The 19,670-nt window shown below is 61.7% G+C and carries 18 protein-coding genes and 1 tRNA gene; 6 read left to right on the top strand and 13 right to left on the bottom strand.

Translation table 11 applies throughout. The features are described 5' to 3' along the window. Positions 1-40: 40 nt before the first annotated feature. Positions 41-1,141, bottom strand: coding sequence for a uroporphyrinogen-III synthase (locus M2368_RS09420; RefSeq protein WP_498724392.1), 1,101 nt, complete (start codon positions 1,139-1,141; stop codon positions 41-43). Beyond that, a complete protein-coding gene (cobA, locus tag M2368_RS09415; protein ID WP_498724391.1) occupies positions 1,141-2,160 on the bottom strand; it encodes a uroporphyrinogen-III C-methyltransferase in 1,020 nt (339 codons plus the stop codon). Before cobA ends, M2368_RS09420 begins: the two co-directional genes overlap by 1 nt. 290 nt (positions 2,161-2,450) lie before the next feature. On the opposite strand from cobA, the gene M2368_RS09410 reads away from it, so the two are divergent. After that, positions 2,451-3,125 (top strand): alpha-ketoglutarate-dependent dioxygenase AlkB family protein, encoded by a 675-nt coding sequence (locus M2368_RS09410; RefSeq protein WP_105661935.1) that lies wholly within the window; start codon positions 2,451-2,453, stop codon positions 3,123-3,125. On the opposite strand, the gene M2368_RS09405 is transcribed toward M2368_RS09410, so the two are convergent. Then, entirely contained in the window at positions 3,122-4,000 is an 879-nt protein-coding gene (locus tag M2368_RS09405; protein ID WP_498724390.1) for an endonuclease/exonuclease/phosphatase family protein, read from the bottom strand. The two genes, M2368_RS09410 and M2368_RS09405, sit on opposite strands and share 4 nt — an antisense overlap. Positions 4,001-4,208: 208 nt before the next feature. On the opposite strand from M2368_RS09405, the gene M2368_RS09400 reads away from it, so the two are divergent. Continuing rightward, positions 4,209-5,435, top strand: coding sequence for an MFS transporter (locus M2368_RS09400; RefSeq protein ID WP_105656358.1), 1,227 nt, complete (start codon positions 4,209-4,211; stop codon positions 5,433-5,435). Between the two features lie 8 nt (positions 5,436-5,443). Here M2368_RS09400 and M2368_RS09395 read toward each other — a convergent pair whose 3' ends face one another. Continuing rightward, positions 5,444-5,869 (bottom strand): VOC family protein, encoded by a 426-nt coding sequence (locus M2368_RS09395; RefSeq protein ID WP_105656359.1) that lies wholly within the window; start codon positions 5,867-5,869, stop codon positions 5,444-5,446. Positions 5,870-6,059: 190 nt separating this feature from the next. Between M2368_RS09395 and M2368_RS09390 the strand changes: the two genes are divergently transcribed. Continuing rightward, positions 6,060-6,135: transfer RNA gene (locus tag M2368_RS09390), tRNA-Ala, on the top strand. Positions 6,136-6,269: 134 nt separating this feature from the next. After that, the gene (locus tag M2368_RS09385; RefSeq protein WP_105656360.1) at positions 6,270-6,842 is read left to right on the top strand and encodes a dihydrofolate reductase family protein; all 573 of its coding nucleotides are present in this window, start codon (positions 6,270-6,272) and stop codon (positions 6,840-6,842) included. A gap of 16 nt (positions 6,843-6,858) precedes the next feature. Here the strand turns inward: M2368_RS09385 and M2368_RS09380 are convergent, their stop codons facing one another. The 9 genes from M2368_RS09380 to M2368_RS09340 form a co-directional block, all read right to left on the bottom strand. Beyond that, positions 6,859-7,446 (bottom strand): NADPH-dependent FMN reductase, encoded by a 588-nt coding sequence (locus M2368_RS09380; protein ID WP_105656361.1) that lies wholly within the window; start codon positions 7,444-7,446, stop codon positions 6,859-6,861. Between the two features lie 57 nt (positions 7,447-7,503). Further along, positions 7,504-7,920 (bottom strand): cupin domain-containing protein, encoded by a 417-nt coding sequence (locus tag M2368_RS09375; protein WP_105656362.1) that lies wholly within the window; start codon positions 7,918-7,920, stop codon positions 7,504-7,506. Between the two features lie 2 nt (positions 7,921-7,922). After that, complete coding sequence (locus tag M2368_RS09370; RefSeq protein WP_498724389.1) at positions 7,923-8,696, bottom strand: IclR family transcriptional regulator; 774 nt, start codon at positions 8,694-8,696, stop codon at positions 7,923-7,925. Positions 8,697-8,727: 31 nt separating this feature from the next. Next, positions 8,728-10,080, bottom strand: a complete 1,353-nt coding sequence (locus tag M2368_RS09365) for an MFS transporter (RefSeq protein WP_498724388.1) — start codon at positions 10,078-10,080, stop codon at positions 8,728-8,730. Between the two features lie 193 nt (positions 10,081-10,273). Further along, the gene (locus tag M2368_RS09360; protein ID WP_498724387.1) at positions 10,274-11,527 is read right to left on the bottom strand and encodes an aminopeptidase P family protein; all 1,254 of its coding nucleotides are present in this window, start codon (positions 11,525-11,527) and stop codon (positions 10,274-10,276) included. A gap of 295 nt (positions 11,528-11,822) precedes the next feature. After that, entirely contained in the window at positions 11,823-13,448 is a 1,626-nt protein-coding gene (locus M2368_RS09355) for a BCCT family transporter (RefSeq protein ID WP_286134063.1), read from the bottom strand. Between the two features lie 121 nt (positions 13,449-13,569). Continuing rightward, positions 13,570-14,364: a creatininase gene (locus tag M2368_RS09350; RefSeq protein WP_332487631.1), complete on the bottom strand. Its 795-nt coding sequence runs from the start codon at positions 14,362-14,364 to the stop codon at positions 13,570-13,572. 371 nt (positions 14,365-14,735) lie between these two features. After that, entirely contained in the window at positions 14,736-16,190 is a 1,455-nt protein-coding gene (locus M2368_RS09345; protein ID WP_498724386.1) for an HNH endonuclease, read from the bottom strand. Positions 16,191-16,317: 127 nt separating this feature from the next. Next, a complete protein-coding gene (locus M2368_RS09340; protein ID WP_105656368.1) occupies positions 16,318-16,977 on the bottom strand; it encodes a GntR family transcriptional regulator in 660 nt (219 codons plus the stop codon). Between the two features lie 151 nt (positions 16,978-17,128). On the opposite strand from M2368_RS09340, the gene glyA reads away from it, so the two are divergent. Together glyA and M2368_RS09330 are read left to right on the top strand one after the other, a co-directional pair. Continuing rightward, positions 17,129-18,445: a serine hydroxymethyltransferase gene (gene glyA / locus M2368_RS09335; RefSeq protein WP_498724385.1), complete on the top strand. Its 1,317-nt coding sequence runs from the start codon at positions 17,129-17,131 to the stop codon at positions 18,443-18,445. Between the two features lie 2 nt (positions 18,446-18,447). Continuing rightward, positions 18,448-19,665, top strand: a complete 1,218-nt coding sequence (locus tag M2368_RS09330) for a sarcosine oxidase subunit beta family protein (protein WP_038991586.1) — start codon at positions 18,448-18,450, stop codon at positions 19,663-19,665. Positions 19,666-19,670: the final 5 nt, after the last annotated feature.

Genomic DNA, 19,670 nt, shown 5'->3' with positions numbered 1-19,670 from the left:
GATCCTACGTAACCCGGAGGGAAAAAGCCCATCGGGGCGATCATACGTTCAGCCTGTACCCACGTTTGATGACCGTGGCGATGATTTCCGGTTGCGGCAACGCCTTGCGCAGCCGGCTCAGAGTCATATCCAAGGCATGCTTGGAACTGGCTTCCGGAAGTGCGGCCCCTAGTTCGTCGCGGGAGAGGACGCTGCCGCCCGCCTCGATCAGCGCGCGCACCAATTCGGCCTGCCCGGGCGTCAATTCGCAGTTTTCGTCCTGGACTGAGAGGGTGCGACCGCGCAGCTGCACCTGGCCGTGGACTGTTTGCGCCTGCAACGTGCCCAGCGAGGCCAGATGCACCACGAGCTGGCCGATCATGGCACCCATGCGATGGCGCTCGGGAACCAGCGGGCAGATGCCCGCCTCGATCAGCGGGGCAGCAGTCACCGGTCCAACGGTGGCCACCGCGACGCGCTCGGCCAGTGAGCGCAGCAGAGCGGGCAAGCGATTGCGCGCCTTGGCAGCGGCGAACAGCGCGTGCACGCTCGGCGCGCTGGTGAAGGTCACCGCGTCGAAGTGGGCGGCGCACAGGCCCTCCACCAAAGCAGAAATCCCGCTATCGCTGCTGGTGTCCTGCCAGCGGTAGGGCTCCACCTTCAGCACCCGGCGAGCGCCCAGCTCGCGCAGGCTCTGGGGCATTCCATGGTCGGAATCGGCATGAAGCTGCAAGGCGACGGTGGCGCCCTGGAGCTTGCCCTCCAACAGTTCCAGCATGGAGGCGCTGCGCCCGTCCTTGGCCACGGCGGCCGGCTCCAGGCCCAGCGCCTTGACGGCGCCATGGGCTTTGGCCCCGCGGACGTAGAGCTGTGCCTGCCCGAGCGCTGCCAGCAGCTCGTCGCCAATGCCGGCAGCCTCGGAGGTATCAACCCAGCGGCGCAGTCCGTAGGCGGTCGTAATGACGGCTACCTGCGGACGGACCTCAATCAGCTTTTGCGTTTGCGCGATCAGTTGCTGCTCATCGTCCAGCGGGGCGAGCTGGAGCAGCGGAGTATGGGTCACCTCGGCGCCGCGGCGTTCGAAGGCTTCGATGAGTTCTGCGGAACGGCGGTCGCTGGTGACGGCCAGCCGGAAGCCGGCCAAGGGTTTGGGGCTGCTCATCAGGCCACTTCCAATTGCGCTGCCAGCGTGGCTGGCTCTTCTTGCGCTGCCGCGTTCACCAGGGTGGCCGGCAGTCCAGCGACTTCACCGATGACAATGACTGCAGGGTTGGAATGGCCGCGGGCTGTTTCGGCGAGATGGGCTAGCCGGGTGCAGCTGGTGCGCTGGATGTCGGTGGTGCCGGATTCGACGATGGCGCATGGCATTTGCGGGTCCATGCCGACCCGGTGCAACCCGGCGACGGTCTGCTCGATGGTGCCCATGCCCATCAGGATCACGATGCTTCCGCCCAGCTTGGCCAGATGGTCAAGCTGCGCATCGCTGAGTGGATCGTGGGCCGAGACCACGGTGAACATGGTGTTCACCCCGCGGGCGGTGACCGGGATGCCGGCTGCTGCCGGCACGGTGATGCACGAGCTCAGTCCCGGGATGACGCTGATCGGGATGCCCGCAGCGGTAGCGGCCGCGATTTCTTCGAAGCCGCGGCCGAAGACGAAGGGATCTCCGCCCTTGAGCCGGACTACGGCAGCGCCACCGCGGGCCGCTTCGATCATCAGGGCTTCGATATCCCGTTGGGTGAGCTTGTGGTGTCCAGGAAGCTTGCCGACGTCCACGATTTGAGCTTGCGGTGCGAGAGCGGGCAGGTGCGCTGCGGGACCGAGCCTGTCGGCGAAGACGACTTCTGCTTCGGCCAGGGCCCGCACGCCGCGCAGGGTCAGCAGGTCCAATGCGCCGGGGCCGCCACCGAGCAGGGTGATGGATCCGGCCCGGGTCGCTGGTCCAAGGTGCATGACGGGAATGCGCGCGGCCTGCACCACCGAGGCGAAGCGCAGCGGTTCGGCATCGCAGATCACCAGCAGGCCGGCTTGTTCCAGCAACTGTACTGCCTGGAAGGGCCCGTCGGCGGTGAGCACCGTGGCGCCCTCCGCCCGGAAGCGCAGCGCAGTATTTTTGCTCCCGGATTTACTTCCAGCGATCAGCACAGTGCATCCGCGCAGTTCGAGGTCGATGCCAATCATGGTTTCCTTGATTCTGCTCGAGTTTCTAGGGGTGACATGGGATTCTCCTTGAACTAGTGGATGCACCCAGCTTAGGCGCCCAGGTTTTCCCGGAGGTATCGCAAATGTTTCAAGCGCAATAATTCGAGTAAAGGTTAACCTTTTCGAAATGTTCGCGAGGGTAAGACGAAACACAAAGTCTCTAATGTAAATATTGTTGCGAGGCACCGGCCTGGCTGATCCTGCAAAGTTCAGTGAGCGAATACGCGGGAGACTTGCCGAGTTCTGCCTGCAACGGGCACGCTGGGAACATGGAATCCCTGTTCGACGACAGTGCACTGCCCCGTAGCGGGGGAGCCTTGCGCCCAGGAGCCTGGCACTTGCCGGGGTGGCTGGACGCGCCCGCGCAGCAGTGGATCGTCCGGCGCTTCTTCGAATGGGGCAGCGGGCCTGTTCCGCCGCACCGCACAGCCGTCAACGGCCATCCGATGAGCGTGCAGAGCTTGTGCCTGGGGTGGCATTGGAGCCCGAACCGCTACTCCAAGACCGCTGACGACCTGGACGGGCAATCAGTGGCGCCCATGGAAGACTGGCTGGTCCGCTTGGGCAAGCAGGCGGTCGCAGAAGCTACGGGGGACCTGCAGCGCGCGCAGGACTACCAGCCCGATGCGGCTATCGTGAACTACTACGACGTGCAGGCCGCCATGGGCATGCACCAGGATGCGCAAGAGCGCATCAACGCCCCGGTGGTTTCGCTGTCCATCGGCGATTCGGCAACATTCCGCCTGGGCAATACCGAGAACCGCAACCGGCCATGGCAAGAGATCCGGCTGGCTTCGGGGGACCTGTTCGTCTTCGACGGCCCCTCACGCTTCGCCTATCACGGGGTGAGCAAGATCCATGCCGGGACCGCACCTGCAGGCCTGGGCCTTGGCGGCGGACGCATTAACATCACGCTGCGCCAGACCGGGCTGGAAAGGAACTAGTTCCCCAGATCGATCGTGGCAGCGAGCGCGTAATGATCGGAATCGGCGATTTCCAGCCGCTCCAGGCCTGCTGATTCGACGCCGCGTAGCATCACATGATCGATGCCGAGCATCGGGAACAGGGACCGCGGCCAGGTCAGGGCCAAGCCCCAGTCGCTGTAGTGGGCTTCCTCCAACTGGTTAGCGACCGGCGCGAAGTGGCGGTCGGAGCTGGTGGCGTTGAAGTCTCCGGCGGCAACGATCTTCGGAGATTCGTCATCGGCGAGGTAGCCGGCCAAGGAAGCAAGCATCATGTCCCGCTCGTGATGGCCGGTAGGCCTGGCCGACGCCGCATGCACAGCGTACAGGCGGACATCCCCTTTTTCGCTGGCCACGTCCACCCGCAACGCGCGGTCCCAACCCAGCCCCAGATCCAGGGGCTCTGGATTCTTCAGCGGAGAGGCGCTCCACACGCCTACGGTGCTGACCATGTAGCTGTAAGGATGGGATTGGGCGAGCTCGGCGGTGATTCCCGGCTCCTGGCCTTCACCGATTTCCTGCAGGGTGATGACCTGCGCGCCGTTGGCTGCCAATTCGCGGGCAGCCTGCACGCCCGCAGACTCGTGGACGTTTTGCGTGGCAACCAGCAGGGAAGCTTCTGGTGCGCGCCGGTCCGAAGGCAGGAACGCCGGCCCGAAGAGCACAGCCCAAACAACGACCGGTACGAGCAGGCCGATGAAGCTGATGCGTCCGCGCACCACCAAGGCCATCAGCAAGAGCACTGGAATTCCGAGGCCCATCCACGGGGCCAGGTTATCGACGATCAATCCGAGACCCAGGACATCGGGGATCTGCTGGTGGAACACCATTAGCCCGGCCAGCGCGAGACAGAGCATGACAAAGAAGAACCTCGCGATTATTCGCGAGGCCGACAGGCGATGGTGCGATGAATGAGGCATAGGACTTAATACAGTGGCACAAAATACTGTGGGATTCGTAATTTTCCGCTCGGGGATTGCCACTGTCGCCCGATGCAGTCACTACGATGGATAAGAGCGCCGAGGGAGCCGCTTCCCAAGACCCTGCCATGAATTGAGAAATTGAATGACTGCCTATGTATCTGGCGGAAAACTACTGCTGGCAATTGTTGCCTTGGCCATGGGCGGCGTCGGCATCGGTGTCACTGAGTTTGCCATGATGGGCTTGCTCCAGGAAGGTGCCGCCGATCTGGAAGTGGGCTATGCGCAGATGGGCCTGATGATCAGCGCCTACGCAATCGGCGTGGTGGTGGGCGCCCCGGTGCTCACTGCGCTGGCTGCCAAGATCCCGCGCAAGCGTGCGGTGCAGCTGCTGATTCTCTTCTTCACGCTCGCCAACCTCTCCTCATTCTTCGCTCCGGACTACAACACCATGCTGGTGACCCGCTTCCTTGCAGGCCTGCCGCATGGGGCCTACTTCGGACTGGCCGGTGTGCTTGCCGGCAGCTTGGTTCCGGCCACGATGCGCGGACGCGCCATTGCCTGGGTGATGCTCGGGCTCTCGGTGGCCAACGTTGCCGGTGTCCCGTTGGTGACCCGGCTCGGCCAGGAATACGGCTGGCGTTCGATGTTCCTGGTCGTCACTGCGATCGGCGTGTTGACCGCTGTGCTGATTAGCTTGTTCGTCCCATGGCGCAAGACCGATGCCGGGGCGAGCATCCGCCGCGAGCTGACCGCCTTGAAGAGTGCCCAGGTGTGGCTGGCGATGCTCACCGGCATTGTCGGCTTCGGCGGATTCTTCGCGGTGTACTCGTACATTTCGCCCACGCTGACCGAAGAAGCAGGACTGCCAATTGAGCTGGTGCCGCTGGCTTTGGCGCTCTATGGCGTAGGCATGGTCGTTGGTTCGCTGGCCGGTGGCAGGCTTGCCGACTGGTCGATCTTCGGCGCGATCAAGCTTTCTTCCGTTTTCATGATCGCCACCATGCTGATTTTCGCTGCCGTGACCAGCTGGGTGGTTCCGACGATGATCATGGTCTTCGTGATGGGCGCAGTGGGTTCCCTGCTGATCCCTGCGTTGCAGACGCTGCTGATGGATTCGGCCCCGCATGCGCAGTCGCTGGCTGCTTCGCTGAACCACTCGGCGCTGAATGTTGCCAACGCGCTGGGCGCTGCCCTGGGTGCCGCGGTGATTGCCGCCGGTTACGGCTTCCGCGCCCCATCTGTGGTTGGCGCTGGGCTGGCCGCCTTGGGCCTGCTGATCGCGTGGATAACCCAGATCCGCGCGAAGAAGGTGGGCCTGCTCGTAGGCCGCGAGGCTTTGGAAGCCCGCGAGCAGGCGCGCACCCACTAGCGCTTCGGCTAGCTGGCCAACGCGGTGATGTTGAACATCCAGACCACGCCGAACTTGTCGCGCAGCTCGCCGAAGGAGTCGCCCCACGGGGCCCGCTCCAATGGCATGTTGATCTGGCCGCCTTCGCCCAATCCTTCCCACCACCGGGTCAGGGTCTCCGCGTCGGCTCCGGCCGTCCCGTCGCTGCTTAGCGCGATCACGCCATTGCCCCGGACGTCCATTTCGGGCGGGGTGTCCGAGGCCATGAAGTGCAGGCCGCGTTCAACGAATAGCGAGGAGTGCATAATCTGGTCGGCAACGGCCGGATTATTGTCATTCATGCCTTCTTGGAAGGTCATCATGGAAAGCTCGCCACCGAGTACCTGGTGGTAGAACTCCATAGCTTCTTTGGCATCTCCGGCGAAACGCAGGTATGGGGTCAGTCCGATGGTCATGGGATTGCGCCTTTCGAAGGAATGGGTGGGGCCGGCAGGTCCCGACCCATATTCTTCCACTTGGGGAGCACCGTGTGAATAGAGGATTGTGACCAGCGTCTCGAACAGCCGATTTGGAGTTTTCGGCAGTGCTCCGGTAAAGTTTTATCTCGGTTCAGGGGTTGTGCAAGCCACTGGAATCACCTCGTTTGGGGGTATGGCGCAGTTGGTAGCGCGTCTGCATGGCATGCAGAAGGTCAGGGGTTCGAATCCCCTTACCTCCACCAAATGGAAAAAAACCGGGAAACATCAGAAATGATGTTTCCCGGTTTTTTCGCATTCTCCCAAGTTCCCAACAGGCCATGCTGTAGGGTTGGCTCAATTTCCCAGACGATTCCGTCTTCGAGCCAAGGGAGAATCAATGAGAGAACTAACCTACTTCGTTGCAGTGAGCTTGGACGGGTACATTGCCGGTCCTCACGGCGAATTCGATGCATTCGCGGTGGCTGGCGACCACGCGGCGCCCATCTGGGACCGCTACCGCGGCACCGCGCCGACCCAGCTGGCAGAGTCGGCTGGACTGCCTATCGAGGGGTGCCCTTTCGATACGGTGCTGATGGGATGGAATACCTACGCGGTCGGCTTGCCAGCACTGCCCAGCCCGTACTCGCATCTGAGACAGATTGTTTTCACGCGCGAGCACTCTTCACCTCCAGGAAGCCAAGAGGTGCAGTTCACCAGTGCGGATCCGCGAGAGGTCATCGGGGAACTCAAATCCCAACCGGGTGACGGCATCTGGCTGTGCGGCGGAGGGCAATTGGCCGCCAGGCTCCGGCCGGACATCGACAGGTTGGCCCTGAAGGTGCAGCCGGTGATGTTCGGGTCGGGTATCAAGCTCTTCGGGGACACAGGGTATGCCCCGGATCGCTGGAGGCTGGAGAACATGCAGTCTTTTGCCTCCGGAGTCTGTCTTGCCGAGTACTCGCGCGGCTAGTGGACGTTGGAGGCGGCTACATTCCTTCGTCTCCGATATGACCCGCAGCTGTCGCATCGAGCACACGCTCAACGAACGCCGCGTATTCGCCCATGTAGTGGGCCAGGAACTTCTCGGTGTCCGGGTTGCTGATGCTCCCGTCCTCGCCGAAGTCTTCGGGACGGTACTGCAGGTAGACCTCGGGGGAGTTCAGCTGCGGGGCATCCAGGAAGCTGAGGACGCTGCGCATGCTGGACTGCATGACCGCGGTACCGATGGCTCCGACCGAAGCGCCGAGCAGGCCGGTGGGCTTGCGGGCGAAGGAGTTGGTGCCCCAGGGCCGCGAACCCCAGTCGATGGCATTTTTCAGCGCACCGGGAATTGAACGGTTGTACTCCGGGCTGATGAATAGCAGGCCGTCCGAGGCCTCGATGGCGGTCTTTAGCGCGGTCCCGGCTTCGGGATAATTATCATCGTAGTCAGCGCTATACAAGGGCAGATCGCTGATCGGGATTTCCGTGAAACTGAGGTTTTCAGGTGCCAGGGCTATCAGGGCCTTGGACAGGACGCGGTTGATGGAGTTCGTGGCGAGCGAACCGACGAAATAGCCGATGTTGTAATCCATGGAACCACTTCAGCACCGGGGTGAGGGGTGGCAAAAGGCCCTCGGGCAAACTCCCAGCTAAGCCAGGCCGCCTGGATGACCGCGCTGCGCAATCTGGTGCGAACCGAAGTCCGAGAAGTCGGCGGCGCCCGGCGGGCCCCAAACAGTGAGCACGCGCAGGTCCGTGCCGCCGGGATTGCACAGGTCGTGGTCCACTCCGGCATCGGCCAATACGCTGTCGCCGGGACCGAGCTCGTATACGCGCTCGCCGACCCGCATCCGCGCCCGGCCCTCGATCACCTGGTAGAACTCCTGCAAAGCTCCCTGGCCCTCGTGGCGATGGAAGCCCTCGAAGCCGCCTGGTTCTATCACCCAGGTCTGGATGGCTACCGGCATCCCGGTGTGCCCGGCGAAGTGGTGGCTGACCTTCATGGCTGAGCCTTCGTGCATCCGGTAGTCGAAGGCATGGGCATCGCGCGCTTCAAACGGATCCATGGCTATCCCTCCGCCTGGTATCCCAGCCTGGTGCTGATTCGCCTTGCTGCGGCACGGGTGCTGGAGCAAAGCTGCTCCAGCTCATCGGCGCCGATGCGGTAGAACGGAGCGGCGGTCATGGCGCAGGCGACGAGTTCACCGCGGTGATCGAGAATTCCTGCGGCCACTCCGACCTCCTCGGCGGAGGTCTCGCCGTAGTTGACCGCGTAGCCCCGCTCGCGTACAAGATCCAGGCGTGCCTGGTATTCGGCGGGGGCCGTGCCGGCAAGATCGATCTCTCCGTTGGAGATCAGCTCCGCGCGGCGTGCTGGATCCTCATTGGCGAGGAATACCTGGACGGTAGCGCTCAGCCCCGAACGGTACCGCGACCCCATGACCGAGGTGTGCTTGACCAGATGGGTTGAAGGCAGCTGTTCTACCGAAATCGACTCGCTGCCGTCCCAGATGTTCAGTACAGCGGTCTCGCCGGTAGCTTCACGCAGATCTTCCAGAATGGGGTAAGCCACCTGCCGCACGTCCAGGTTGGCAAGCAATGGTCCGGCAATGGCAATCAGTCCGACACCCAAGCGGTACTTGCGGGTTTCCTCGTCACGATCCACAACGCGTTCCTGCTCAAGGGTGGCCAGAATACGTGAGACGCTGGATTTGTGGAGGCCGACCTGCTCCGCGATTTCGGTGACGCCGACTACCGGGCGCTCAACGGTGAAGCAACGGAGCACATCGAGCACGTTGACGATCACCGAGGTACCCCGGGTTTCATTGCGAATTTCAGTCATTTCCCCTCCTGAGTTGCTACTATCCTACGGCTCAAACCAGTGGCTTGCGGCTGGTTTCGACCGAGCAAGCCACCGCCACCAGCGAAATCACGGCTGCGCCCATCAAGTACCAGCCGGGGGCAAGGACGTTGCCGCTCGTGGCAATGAGCAATGTGGCCACGAATGGCGCGGTTCCGCCAAACAATGCATTCGAGAGGTTGAACGACACTGCGAATCCGGAATAGCGGACCTTGGTGGGGAACATTTCCGCGAGGTAGCTCGGAAGGGTCCCGTCGTTGAGCGTGAGCATTGCGCCGAGCAGAATCTGAACCAGGACGATGATCAGGAAGTTTCCCGATTCCAAAGCCATGAAGGCAGGAACGGTGAACAGGATGAACAGAATCGATGCGCTGATCAAGACACGCTTGCGTCCGAAGCGATCCGATAGCATGCCCGTGACAAAGATGAATCCGACGTAGGCCAACAGCGCAACGGTCGTTGCCAGGTAGGAACGGGTGGCGTCGAGTCCGAGCTCTTCGGATAGATAGGTCGGCATGTAGGAAAGGAGGACGTAGAACCCGACGGCGTTCAGCAGCACTGCGCCCGCAGCCTGGACCAGCTGGCGCCAGTGGTTTTTCAGCAACGACCCGACTGGGGATCCCTCAGGAGTGGAGGACTCGGATGCTTCAAGGAAAGCCGGCGAATCCTCCAGCTTGGTGCGGATATAGCGGCCAATGAGCCCCATGGGCGCGGCCAGCAAGAACGGTATGCGCCATCCCCAGGACTCCAGATCCCCGGTTGACAGCAACCCTGTCAGCCCGGCGGCCATCAGTGAGCCGAAGAGCAGGCCGGTGGCAGTGCTCGCCGGAACCACTGCCGCGTACAGGCCGCGCCGGTTGGCCGGCGCGTACTCGACCAGGAAGGCGGAGGCGCCGGCATACTCGCCGGCGGCAGAGAAGCCCTGGACCAGACGCAGGGCCAGGAGCAGCAGGGGCGCGCCAAAACCGATGGATGCGTAGCCGGGGAGCAGCGCTATGCAGAAGGTGGCACCGGTCATCAGCAGGATCGACCACGACAGGGCTTCACGCCGGCCGATCTTGTCGCCCAGATGCCCCCATATGAACCCGCCGACAGGGCGGACCAGGAACGAGATGGCGAATACCCCGAAGGTCATCAGCAAACCAGCCTGCGGATCATCGCTGGGGAAGAACACTGCGGCGATGGTGACGGCCAGGTAGCCGTAGGCCGCGTAGTCGAACCATTCCACGAAGTTGCCGATAAAGCTGGCAGCGATCACCTTGCGGCGGGTCTTCGCGTCAATGGTGCGGGACGGGGCCACGCCGGTGGCCGCTGCGGCCGTGGTTCCGGTGGGGGCTTGCGATGGGGAGTTGCTGGAATGGTTCATGGGGTGAAACCGCCTCTGGAGGGCAACGGCTTTGGCCAGTGCTGGCTTCTTTGCCGCTGGAATGATGAAGTGTTCCGGCAGACCGGTGGGTGGTCGTCGGTTCTAGGCGCAGCCCCCGTGCTTGCTGCGCATCAGATGGTTAAAGCAGCCGTGGGGCGGGGTTCGGGCCCCGCCCCACGGTTATCGCTTGCCCTTAGGCATCGATGATGTTGTTCTGCGGGCCGAAACCGAACTTGGTGATGTTCTCGACGCCACCGTCCTCGCCGATGACCAGGATGTCATGCTCGCGGTAGCCTCCGGCACCTGGCTCGCCATCAGCGACGGTGATCATTGGCTCCATCGAAACGACCATGCCCGGCTCCAGAACAGTCTCGATGTCCTCGCGCAGTTCCAGACCAGCTTCGCGGCCATAGTAGTGCGAGAGCACGCCGAAGGAGTGGCCATAGCCGAAGGTGCGGTTCGGGAGCAGTCCGTGGGAGATGTAGATTTCGTTCAGCTCCGCTGCGATGTCCTTGCAGACCGCTCCGGGCTTGATGAGCTCCAGGCCACGCTTGTGGACCTCGACGTTGACGTTCCACAGTTCCAGGCTGCGGGCATCCGGCTCGCCGAGGAACAAGGTGCGCTCCAGAGCGGTGTAGTAGCCGGAGGTCATCGGGAAACAGTTCAGCGAGAGGATGTCCCCGCGCTCCAGCTTGCGGGTGGTGGCCCAGTTGTGGGCGCCATCGGTGTTGATGCCCGACTGGAACCAGACCCAGGTATCGCGCACTTCGCGGTGCGGGAAGGTCTTGGCAATCTCGTGCACCATCGCTTCGGTGCCGATCAAAGCAACTTCGTATTCGCTAATACCTTCGCGGATGGCGGCCTTGATGGCTTCGCCGCCCAGGTCGCCGATGCGCGCACCGTGCTTGATGACTTCGATTTCCTCGGCGGACTTGATCATGCGCTGGCGCATGGCGTCCTGCGAAACATCTACCAAGGCCGCACCGTCGAAGGTGTCGGCGATCTGCTGGCGGGTGCGGCCCGGCAGGAAGTCGTCTTCCACGCCGATCCGGCTCGCCTTCACTCCATCGCGCTTGAGCGCTTCCTGCAGGCCGTAGAAGAAGTTGTCGCGCTTCCAGTCGGTGTACACGATATTGTCGCCGTAGCTGGTGCGCCATGGCATCCCGGCATCGATGTTCGCGGTGACGGTGGTCGAGTTGCTGGCGGTGACCACCAGGGCGTAGTTGCGGCCGAAGGTGGTGTACAGGAAGTCCGAGTAGTACTTGATGCCGTGGTAGCTGGTCAGGATGACTGCGTCCAGGGACTTGGCGGCCATGATCTGGCGCAGGCCGGTCAGGCGGCGCTCGAACTCCGCATCCGAGAAAGTCAGTGGCTGCTTGGTGCCGTTGTGCAGCGTCTTCAATCGCGCCAGTTCGGAAACGTTGGTGGCGATGTTGGCGGTAGTCATGGTTTTGGCTCCTTGTGGGAAATCAACTGTCAAGGGAGGCCGGCCCAATCAGATGGATTGCGAGGATTCATGGGAATCGCCGGAGAAGAATTACGTGTTGCGCTCACTGCAACGCCGTTGCAACTAGATTATGTGTGCCCTGCGTCACTGTCAAGAGCGGTTGTGAAATCTTTTTCTGCAGTGCACAAGATCGGAATTGACCTGCATGAATATGAAAACCACCAGGTAATGGAGAAGGCCGCGAAGCTCATAATGACGAGCATCGCGGCCTTCATGCCGATGCGGGTTCTACCGCTTAGTTCTGTTGGTGCTGTCCTGGTTCTTCCTTGAGGATCGCTCCGCCGCCATCGGGGTCGGCTACGAAGACCAGATTCGGGTCGGGGTTGTTGATGTCCTTTTCCAGTTGCTTGATCGCCTTGTCTCGTTTGAGCAGCCTGCGGATCAAATTGATGATCATCAAAATGATCACGAAGGAGAACGGGAAGGCGCCGATGATGGTGCCCGTTTGGACTGTATCCACCACCGCGGTTCCGCCCATGGTCAGCAGCACAGTGGTCACCGTCGCGACAGACAGCACGAGGACTACACGGAAGACTGGACCGGATTTGCCCGGGGCGGAGACGAATTCACTGAGTGCGTAAATGCCAGAGTCCAAGGATGTCACGTAGTAGGTGGCCACCAGGATGGTGGAAACAACTAGCAGGACCGTGCCGACGACAGGCAAGGAATCAAGCATGACGAACAAGCCGGAGGAAGTGTCCCCGGCGACTGCACTGCTGATGCCGCGATCAGTCTGGTCATCGTAGTAGAGTGCTGCGGAGCCGATCACTGCAACCCAAACCATCACGATCAATGAAGGAATGATGGTCACGCCGAGAACGAATTCGCGGATGGTACGGCCACGCGAAATGCGGGCAATGAATCCGGCCACGAATGGGGAGAAGGCAATAACCCAGCACCAGATGAAGACCGTCCACCAGCCATTCCAGCTGTCTTGCCATGAATCCAGGGTGTTGGCGGCCAATCCTGAATCGGTCCACAGGCTCATATTCGCGAAGTTCGTGAAGAAGCTGCCAAAGGTCTGGGACAGATTCGAGATGATGTACAGCGATGGGCCGAAAACCAGCACCGCTGCGATCAGCACGATACTGAGGATCGAGTTCAATCCGCTGATCCGTGCCATGCCCTTGCTGATGCCGACGATAGCCGAAATAGAGGTGATGCCAGCGAAGATCAGAATGACCATGAACCACATCATTGGGCTGGCGGTTAATCCAGTGAAGGAAGTCAGTCCGGAGGTGAACTGCATGGCTGCGAATCCGAAGGAAGTAGCCAGGCCGAGTACGGTCGCGATAATTGCCAGGAGCTCAACGATGACGCCGGCTCCGCGTCGCGACCAGCGGGGCAGGATATCCACGGTAGCCTCGCGAAAAGTCAACGTCTTGCCGAGGTTGTGATGCGAGTAGGCCAAGCACACTGCAACGGCGCAATACATGGCCCAGGCGGTCAAGCCCCAGTGGAAGTAGGTCCAAACAATGGCCCCTTCTTCGCCGCCACCGTTTGGCCCTGCCGGGATCACGGGATTTTCATCGCGCAGCATAATTGGTTCGGCAACTGACCAGAAGATCAAGCCGATGCCTTGGCCGCAAGCGAACAGCATGGAATACCAAGCGAATTTGCTGTGCTGCGGTTTGGCGTTCGGGCCGCCGAGACGGATCTTGCCTACTCGGCTCATGGAGAGCCAAATGCACACCACCACGGTGAAAACTGAATACAAGATGAAGAGCCAGGTGAATTTTCCGGTGACGAAAGTGCGCATTTCGGAAATCGCGGCTGAGGCGGCTTCCGGATTGGACAGGACCCAAATCATCACGGCGATAATCAGTACTGGCGGGATTACGCGAATGAGCAGTCGATCCATGGGAGGTATGTGCCGCCCCATGAAACGTGGTACCTCAACTTGCTTCTTATTCTCCTCGGGCGTCCGGGGTTCTTTCGCGGACTTTTTCCTGTCTTGGGATGTCGAGCTATCCACCGACATGCTATTTCACCTCGATGCTGATGTTGCCCAGCAGCAGCTCGCCTTTGAGCGCGTCGGCAACTTGGTTTGTGACGGTCTCGAATAGCAGCTGTCCGCGATCTGCCGTGGCGCCCTTCGCAGAAGAGAGGCAACCGCTGTCCGGAGTGCGTGAAGGATCCTCCGGGAAGATGTCATAGGGCGTGAGCTTTGCTGGCGGGTGGTCGACAACCCGATCCATGTTTACCAGGTGCGGGTGGAGCAGGAGCATCAAGGAAGTTTCGAGGATGCCTCCGTGCTCAATGTCCCAGCCGAGGAAGCCGTCGGGGAAGACCTTGGCTAAGGTTTCCTCATCGACAAAGTCCCAGTAGGACAGCAGGATGGCGCGCGACGCCGCGCCGGCGGCTCGGCACTTGGCTACTGCGTTGTCCAATCCCTCGTAGATGAACTGGTAGTTCTCGAAGTGCCCGTTGAGGACGACAACATTATCGAAGCCCTGGGAGATGAAGGAGGCGACTACGTCCTCAACCATCAGGCTAAGCGACGAGCCGCCGAGGCTGGTTGTGCCTTTGCGGTGGTTACCGCCGCCGGAGCGGGGCTGGGATTTGTACCCGTAGCTCAACGCCGGCGCAACCAAAGCACCTGTGCGCTGCGCGACGGCTTCTGCGATGGAACGCGAGAGCATGGCATCTACGCCCAGTGGCATGTGCGGTCCGTGCTGTTCGGTCGCTCCGGCCGGGATGATGATGGTGGATCCGGTACGCGCTACGTTCTCGGCGTAGGTCTGGGCATCGAGTTCGTCAATGAATACTGAGTGCATGGAATTCTCCTGAACCCCTGGGGCAAGCGATGCCGCAGGCGGGAAAGATTCTGTATCGGAGGCTGGTTGCAAGATGCGCAACACTGTTGCACTGAATCATTGCAGTGGCTTGCATCACAGTCAAGCTTCGTGGTGAAAATTTCCTCCGGCGGCTCTCGCTGGCTCGGCATCCGCTCAATGGGAGGAAAAGAGGAGGTGCCAAGCCAATGCGGTAACGAGGTGCCGGCTTGCGAGGTGCACGAAATTCGAAGTGTTGCGCGGCGGATGCATGCCAGGCGGTTTGGATTAGCGCGTCAAGCAGGGTTGAGCCGGCGTGATGCGTGGTTGCGTAGTAGCGGCGAGCGGTGCGGATGATCGGTTTAGCTCGCCGCTCATGGATCCGGCTGGTCGGGTGGATGCTTCAGCCGTTCTTTGAGTTTCTGCAGCCATGTTCCGTCGCGCATCAGTTGCGGGAACGGCTTGTGCGCGTATCCCGTGGCCGGTGGCGCGGTGGATTCGTAGGACATGGCCGAGCCGGGGCAAATGGTGATGCTGTGCCCGTTGCCGTAGGCCGTGTATTCGTACCAGCCGGCGGCTTGCTTGGCCTTGTTGCAGGCCGCGCAGCGGCCATCGCCGTTGAGGACCGTGGTCTTGCCGCCGCGGGCGTATTGCTTGACGTGGTCTATTTCCTCCACGATGCCGTCGCAGAACGGGGTGCGGCAGTGCCGGTCGCGTACGGCGATGAACTTCTTGAGCTTCTCCGGGAAGAGCCGTGCCTTGGAGTCCATGGAGACCAGTTCCTGGTCGCCGGGGGCGGTGTAGAAGCGGGCGAGTTCGGTGCGCACTTCGATTTGCTCGATGTTTTCGCGGGTGACTTTCGCTTCCATCTGCTCGAAGCTCAGGTCGTTGGGGATCTGGTGCCCGCCGATCCATTCACGCACGCTCTGGGCAGGGATATAGCCGTAGCCTTCCAATAGCGCTGGTTCGCGTTCCCCGGCGAACAGGGCCCGGTCGGTCATGATCACGCCGACGTTCAAGGCGACGGGCATCTTGGAGGGCTCGCCGATCATCATGTAGCTGAACAGCAAATCGGCGCGGATCTGGGTGCGGGTGCGCGGGTCGCCTTTCTTGCGCAGGGTCTTGGATTCTTCGTCCAGATAGCGCTTGAGGCACATTCCGGGCAGCAAGGGGTATTCGCCGCGGATCTTGATACAGCCGCGCTTCTGGTCGATTTCCAGGGTGAGGTGGCGGTCTTCCTCGACGGTTTTCTGCTTGATGGATTCCTGATCCGAGGTGTAGGAAAGGACGAACTTGCGCACGGTTTGAGTGATTTGGCGGGTGCCCATGGAGTCGAACATGTCGGGGTTCTGGGCAAAGTACTGGTCGAATTCGGTGCGGCGCTGGGCTCTGAGGTCCTGGAGCGGGGTCAGGATGGCCTGGGTTTGCGCTTCGGTGAATTCTCCGCGGGAGCAGGCGGCGGCCAGGTGAGGTGTGTCTTCGAAGAGGATGCGGCAGTTGACCAGGTAGTTGCGCATGCCGTGCGGAGATTGCTTGCGGGCCAAGGCGACGCAGGCGGCGGCGCCGCGGGTTTGGTCATCGAGGTGGACGCCGCGTTCCTCGTGGTCGCGCGCGAAGCTCTTCTCGATCTGGTGGGAGAGGCAGGCCTGCCGGTAGCGGATGTAGGAGGCTAGTGCTTCGAGGCCTTCGATGGCGTGGGCGCAATCGGCTTTGGTGCCGTGTTCTTCGAGCTGGACGAGGTCGTCGTTCAGCTGGTCCAGATGCAGGTCGAAGGCATCTGGGGGTGCTGGTGGGGTGAGGCCGTTGCCGTGCGCCTTTGCTTCGGACATGTTCTAATTATACTTCTCTTATTCGAACATGTCTTCGACTTTTTGAGATGAGGATAACTATCTTTGCACCAGAGGAAGTGGTGGATCCATCCACTCGGCCACAACGGGGCTAGCGGCTCGGGGCCGGCTAGAGGACCGATCGCACCGATTTCTCGAAATGGACAATATGCTCCAGCGCCAATTTGTGCGCCAGCTGCGCGTGCCCGTCGAGGATGGCCTGGAGCAGTGAAACGTGCTCCGCGATGTGCTCGTCGATGCTCGGCAGGCGGTCCAGGGCCATGCACCAGATGCGGGTGGCCAGATTGTCCAGACGGATCAGCGTCTGTTCCAGGTGATGATTGCTGGCTGCCTGGTAGATCAGCCGGTGGACCTCCAAGTCATTCTCCATGAGCGTGCGGCGAAGGTTCTCGCCCGAGAGCCGGCTAACCGCTTCAAGGGTCGCCTCGATGCCGGCGCGCGCGCTGCCGCCGCGCAGGGCCGCCGCTTTCGCCGCGGCCAGGGGCTCAAGGACTTGGCGGACCTCGGTGATATCGGCCAGCTCCGTGATGTCGACCCGGGTGGCGAAGGTGCCGCGGCGCGGGTAGGAATGCACCAGGTGGTCGACCTCCAGGCGCTTGAGCGCTTCGCGCAACGGTGTGCGGCCTACGCCAAGTTCGGTGACCAGCTGGGCTTCGTTGATCGGGTCACCAGGGGCAATGTCCATCATGATGAGCCGGTCCCGCAGAACCTGGTAGGCGCGTTCAGCCATGGATTCGGCACCCATGGGAAGCTGCGTGGTGGTTGTCATCTCGCCTCCGATTTCTGTGGTCTATTCTGCATGATTGTTCCTCGGTGAAGTAATTTCGGATTACCCATTGACCGGGCTGTGACTTCCATCATACAGTGAAACGCAGATTGATATATCAGTTGTCGGCAATTCATACATTTAGGAATGGGCAATGGCACAAGCTTCAACTCTCGCGGCAGAATCCCTGACCGCGGACCTCGCACATCTCGACCCAGAAGTCGCGCAGCGTATTGACGCTGAGCTGGCTCGCCAGCAGCGCGGCCTGGAAATGATCGCTTCGGAGAACCACACTGCGCAGGCAATCATGCAGGCGCAGGGTTCGGTACTGACCAACAAGTATGCCGAGGGCTACCCGGGCCGCCGCTATTACGGCGGTTGCGAGGAAGTTGATGTCATCGAGACGCTGGCTATTGAGCGGCTCAAGGACCTGTTCGGGGCGACGTTCGCTAATGTGCAGCCGCACTCGGGTGCGCAGGCCAACGCGTCGGTGTACCACGCGCTGGTTCGCCCGGGCGATACCGTGCTGGGGCTGAACCTGAACCACGGTGGCCACCTGACCCACGGCATGAAGCTGAACTTCTCGGGCCGCTTGTTCAACATCGTTCCTTACGGTGTGGACGAGGAAACCTATGAGGTGGACATGGACGAGGTGGAGCGCCTTGCCATTGAGAACCAGCCGAAGATGATTGTTGCTGGCTGGTCGGCGTACCCGCGCCAGCTGGATTTCCAGCGTTTCCGCGAAATCGCGGACAAGGTCGGCGCGTACTTGTTCGTGGATATGGCGCACTTCGCTGGCCTGGTGGCAACCGGGTTGCATCCTTCGCCGGTCCCGCACGCTCACGTGGTGACTTCCACGACGCATAAGACGCTTGCTGGTCCTCGTGGCGGCATTATTCTCTCGAATGATGCGGAGATTGCGAAGAAGTTGAACTCGGCGGTGTTCCCTGGCCAGCAGGGTGGTCCGTTGGAGCACGTGATTGCTGGCAAGGCGGTGGCTTTCAAGATTGCCGCTTCGCCGGAGTTCAAGGAGCGCCAGGAGCGGACCTTGGCTGGTGCCCGCATCTTGGCTGAGCGCTTGACCCAGGAAGATGTTGTGGCCAAGGGCATCAGCGTTTTGACTGGTGGCACGGATGTTCACATGGTGCTCGTTGACTTGCGTAATAGCGAGTTGGATGGGCAGCAGGGTGAGGATCTTTTGGCTCAGGTGGAGATCACGGTGAACCGCAATTCGGTTCCGTTTGATCCGCGCCCGCCAATGGTGACCTCAGGGTTGCGCATCGGCACCCCGGCACTGGCGACCCGCGGCTTCTCTGAAGAGGCATTCGCCGAGGTTGCGGAGATTATTGCTCAGGCGTTGATTGCCGGAGCCTCTGGCGATGTTTCGGCGTTGCCTGGCTTGAAGGATCGTGTGCTGGCGTTGGCTGAAGCCCACCCACTCTACCCAAATCTCAAGAAAGTAGCGGAATAATCATGGCTGATTTGCTCCCAGAACACCCGGAATTCCTCTGGAACAATCCGGAACCGAAGAAGTCCTACGACGTAGTCATCGTCGGCGGCGGCGGGCACGGCCTGGCCACCGCCTACTTCCTGGCCAAGAACCACGGCATCACCAATGTGGCCGTGCTGGAAAAGGGCTGGCTGGCCGGCGGGAACATGGCCCGCAACACCACCATCATCCGTTCCAACTACCTCTGGGACGAGTCGGCAGGCATCTACGAGAAGTCGCTGAAGCTGTGGGAACAGCTGCCCGAGGACCTGGAATACGACTTCCTGTTCTCCCAGCGCGGCGTGATGAACCTGGCCCACACCCTCGGGGATGTGCGCGAATCGGTGCGCCGCGTGGAAGCCAACAAGCTCAACGGCGTGGACGCCGAATGGCTGGACCCATCGCAGGTCAAGGAAGCCTGCCCGATCATCAACGTGAGCGACAACATCCGCTACCCGGTCATGGGAGCCACCTGGCAGCCGCGCGCCGGCATCGCCAAGCACGACCATGTGGCCTGGGCCTTCGCCCGCAAGGCCAACGAAATGGGCGTCGACATCATCCAGAACTGCGAAGTCACCGGCTTCATCAAGGATGGCGAGAAAGTCACCGGCGTGAAGACCACGCGCGGCACCATCAACGCCGGCAAGGTGGCCCTGGCCGGTGCCGGGCACTCCTCGGTGCTCGCCGAAATGGCCGGCTTCGAACTGCCCATCCAGTCCCACCCGCTGCAGGCCCTGGTCTCCGAGCTGTTCGAGCCGGTGCACCCGACCGTGGTCATGTCCAACCACATCCACGTCTACGTCTCCCAGGCGCACAAGGGCGAACTGGTCATGGGCGCGGGCATCGACAGCTACAACGGCTACGGCCAGCGCGGCGCGTTCCACGTGATCGAGGAGCAGATGGCCGCGGCGGTGGAGCTGTTCCCGATCTTCGCCCGGGCGCACGTGCTGCGCACCTGGGGCGGCATCGTGGACACCACCATGGACGCCTCGCCGATCGTCTCCAAGACCCCGATCCAGAACCTGTACGTGAACTGCGGCTGGGGCACCGGCGGGTTCAAGGGCACCCCGGGCGCCGGCTTCACCATGGCGCACACTATCGCCCACGACGAGCCGCATGAGCTGAACAAGCCGTTCAGCCTGGAGCGCTTCGAAACCGGCCACCTCATCGACGAGCACGGCGCAGCAGCCGTCGCACACTAGGAGCA

The sequence above is a fragment of the Arthrobacter sp. JUb119 genome (genome assembly GCF_024807995.1).
Lineage (GTDB): Bacteria > Actinomycetota > Actinomycetes > Actinomycetales > Micrococcaceae > Glutamicibacter.
This window is presented reverse-complemented; position numbering and strand designations above follow the sequence as displayed.

Coding starts and splice junctions, on each gene's coding strand:
- M2368_RS09420 (WP_498724392.1), bottom strand. CDS start 1,141: ATGAGCAGCCCCAAACCCTTGGCCGGCTTCCGGCTGGCCGTCACCAGC.
- cobA (WP_498724391.1), bottom strand. CDS start 2,160: ATGATTGGCATCGACCTCGAACTGCGCGGATGCACTGTGCTGATCGCT.
- M2368_RS09410 (WP_105661935.1), top strand. CDS start 2,451: ATGGAATCCCTGTTCGACGACAGTGCACTGCCCCGTAGCGGGGGAGCC.
- M2368_RS09405 (WP_498724390.1), bottom strand. CDS start 4,000: ATGCTCTGTCTCGCGCTGGCCGGGCTAATGGTGTTCCACCAGCAGATC.
- M2368_RS09400 (WP_105656358.1), top strand. CDS start 4,209: ATGACTGCCTATGTATCTGGCGGAAAACTACTGCTGGCAATTGTTGCC.
- M2368_RS09395 (WP_105656359.1), bottom strand. CDS start 5,869: ATGACCATCGGACTGACCCCATACCTGCGTTTCGCCGGAGATGCCAAA.
- M2368_RS09385 (WP_105656360.1), top strand. CDS start 6,270: ATGAGAGAACTAACCTACTTCGTTGCAGTGAGCTTGGACGGGTACATT.
- M2368_RS09380 (WP_105656361.1), bottom strand. CDS start 7,446: ATGGATTACAACATCGGCTATTTCGTCGGTTCGCTCGCCACGAACTCC.
- M2368_RS09375 (WP_105656362.1), bottom strand. CDS start 7,920: ATGGATCCGTTTGAAGCGCGCGATGCCCATGCCTTCGACTACCGGATG.
- M2368_RS09370 (WP_498724389.1), bottom strand. CDS start 8,696: ATGACTGAAATTCGCAATGAAACCCGGGGTACCTCGGTGATCGTCAAC.
- M2368_RS09365 (WP_498724388.1), bottom strand. CDS start 10,080: ATGAACCATTCCAGCAACTCCCCATCGCAAGCCCCCACCGGAACCACG.
- M2368_RS09360 (WP_498724387.1), bottom strand. CDS start 11,527: ATGACTACCGCCAACATCGCCACCAACGTTTCCGAACTGGCGCGATTG.
- M2368_RS09355 (WP_286134063.1), bottom strand. CDS start 13,448: ATGGATCGACTGCTCATTCGCGTAATCCCGCCAGTACTGATTATCGCC.
- M2368_RS09350 (WP_332487631.1), bottom strand. CDS start 14,364: ATGCACTCAGTATTCATTGACGAACTCGATGCCCAGACCTACGCCGAG.
- M2368_RS09345 (WP_498724386.1), bottom strand. CDS start 16,190: ATGTCCGAAGCAAAGGCGCACGGCAACGGCCTCACCCCACCAGCACCC.
- M2368_RS09340 (WP_105656368.1), bottom strand. CDS start 16,977: ATGACAACCACCACGCAGCTTCCCATGGGTGCCGAATCCATGGCTGAA.
- glyA (WP_498724385.1), top strand. CDS start 17,129: ATGGCACAAGCTTCAACTCTCGCGGCAGAATCCCTGACCGCGGACCTC.
- M2368_RS09330 (WP_038991586.1), top strand. CDS start 18,448: ATGGCTGATTTGCTCCCAGAACACCCGGAATTCCTCTGGAACAATCCG.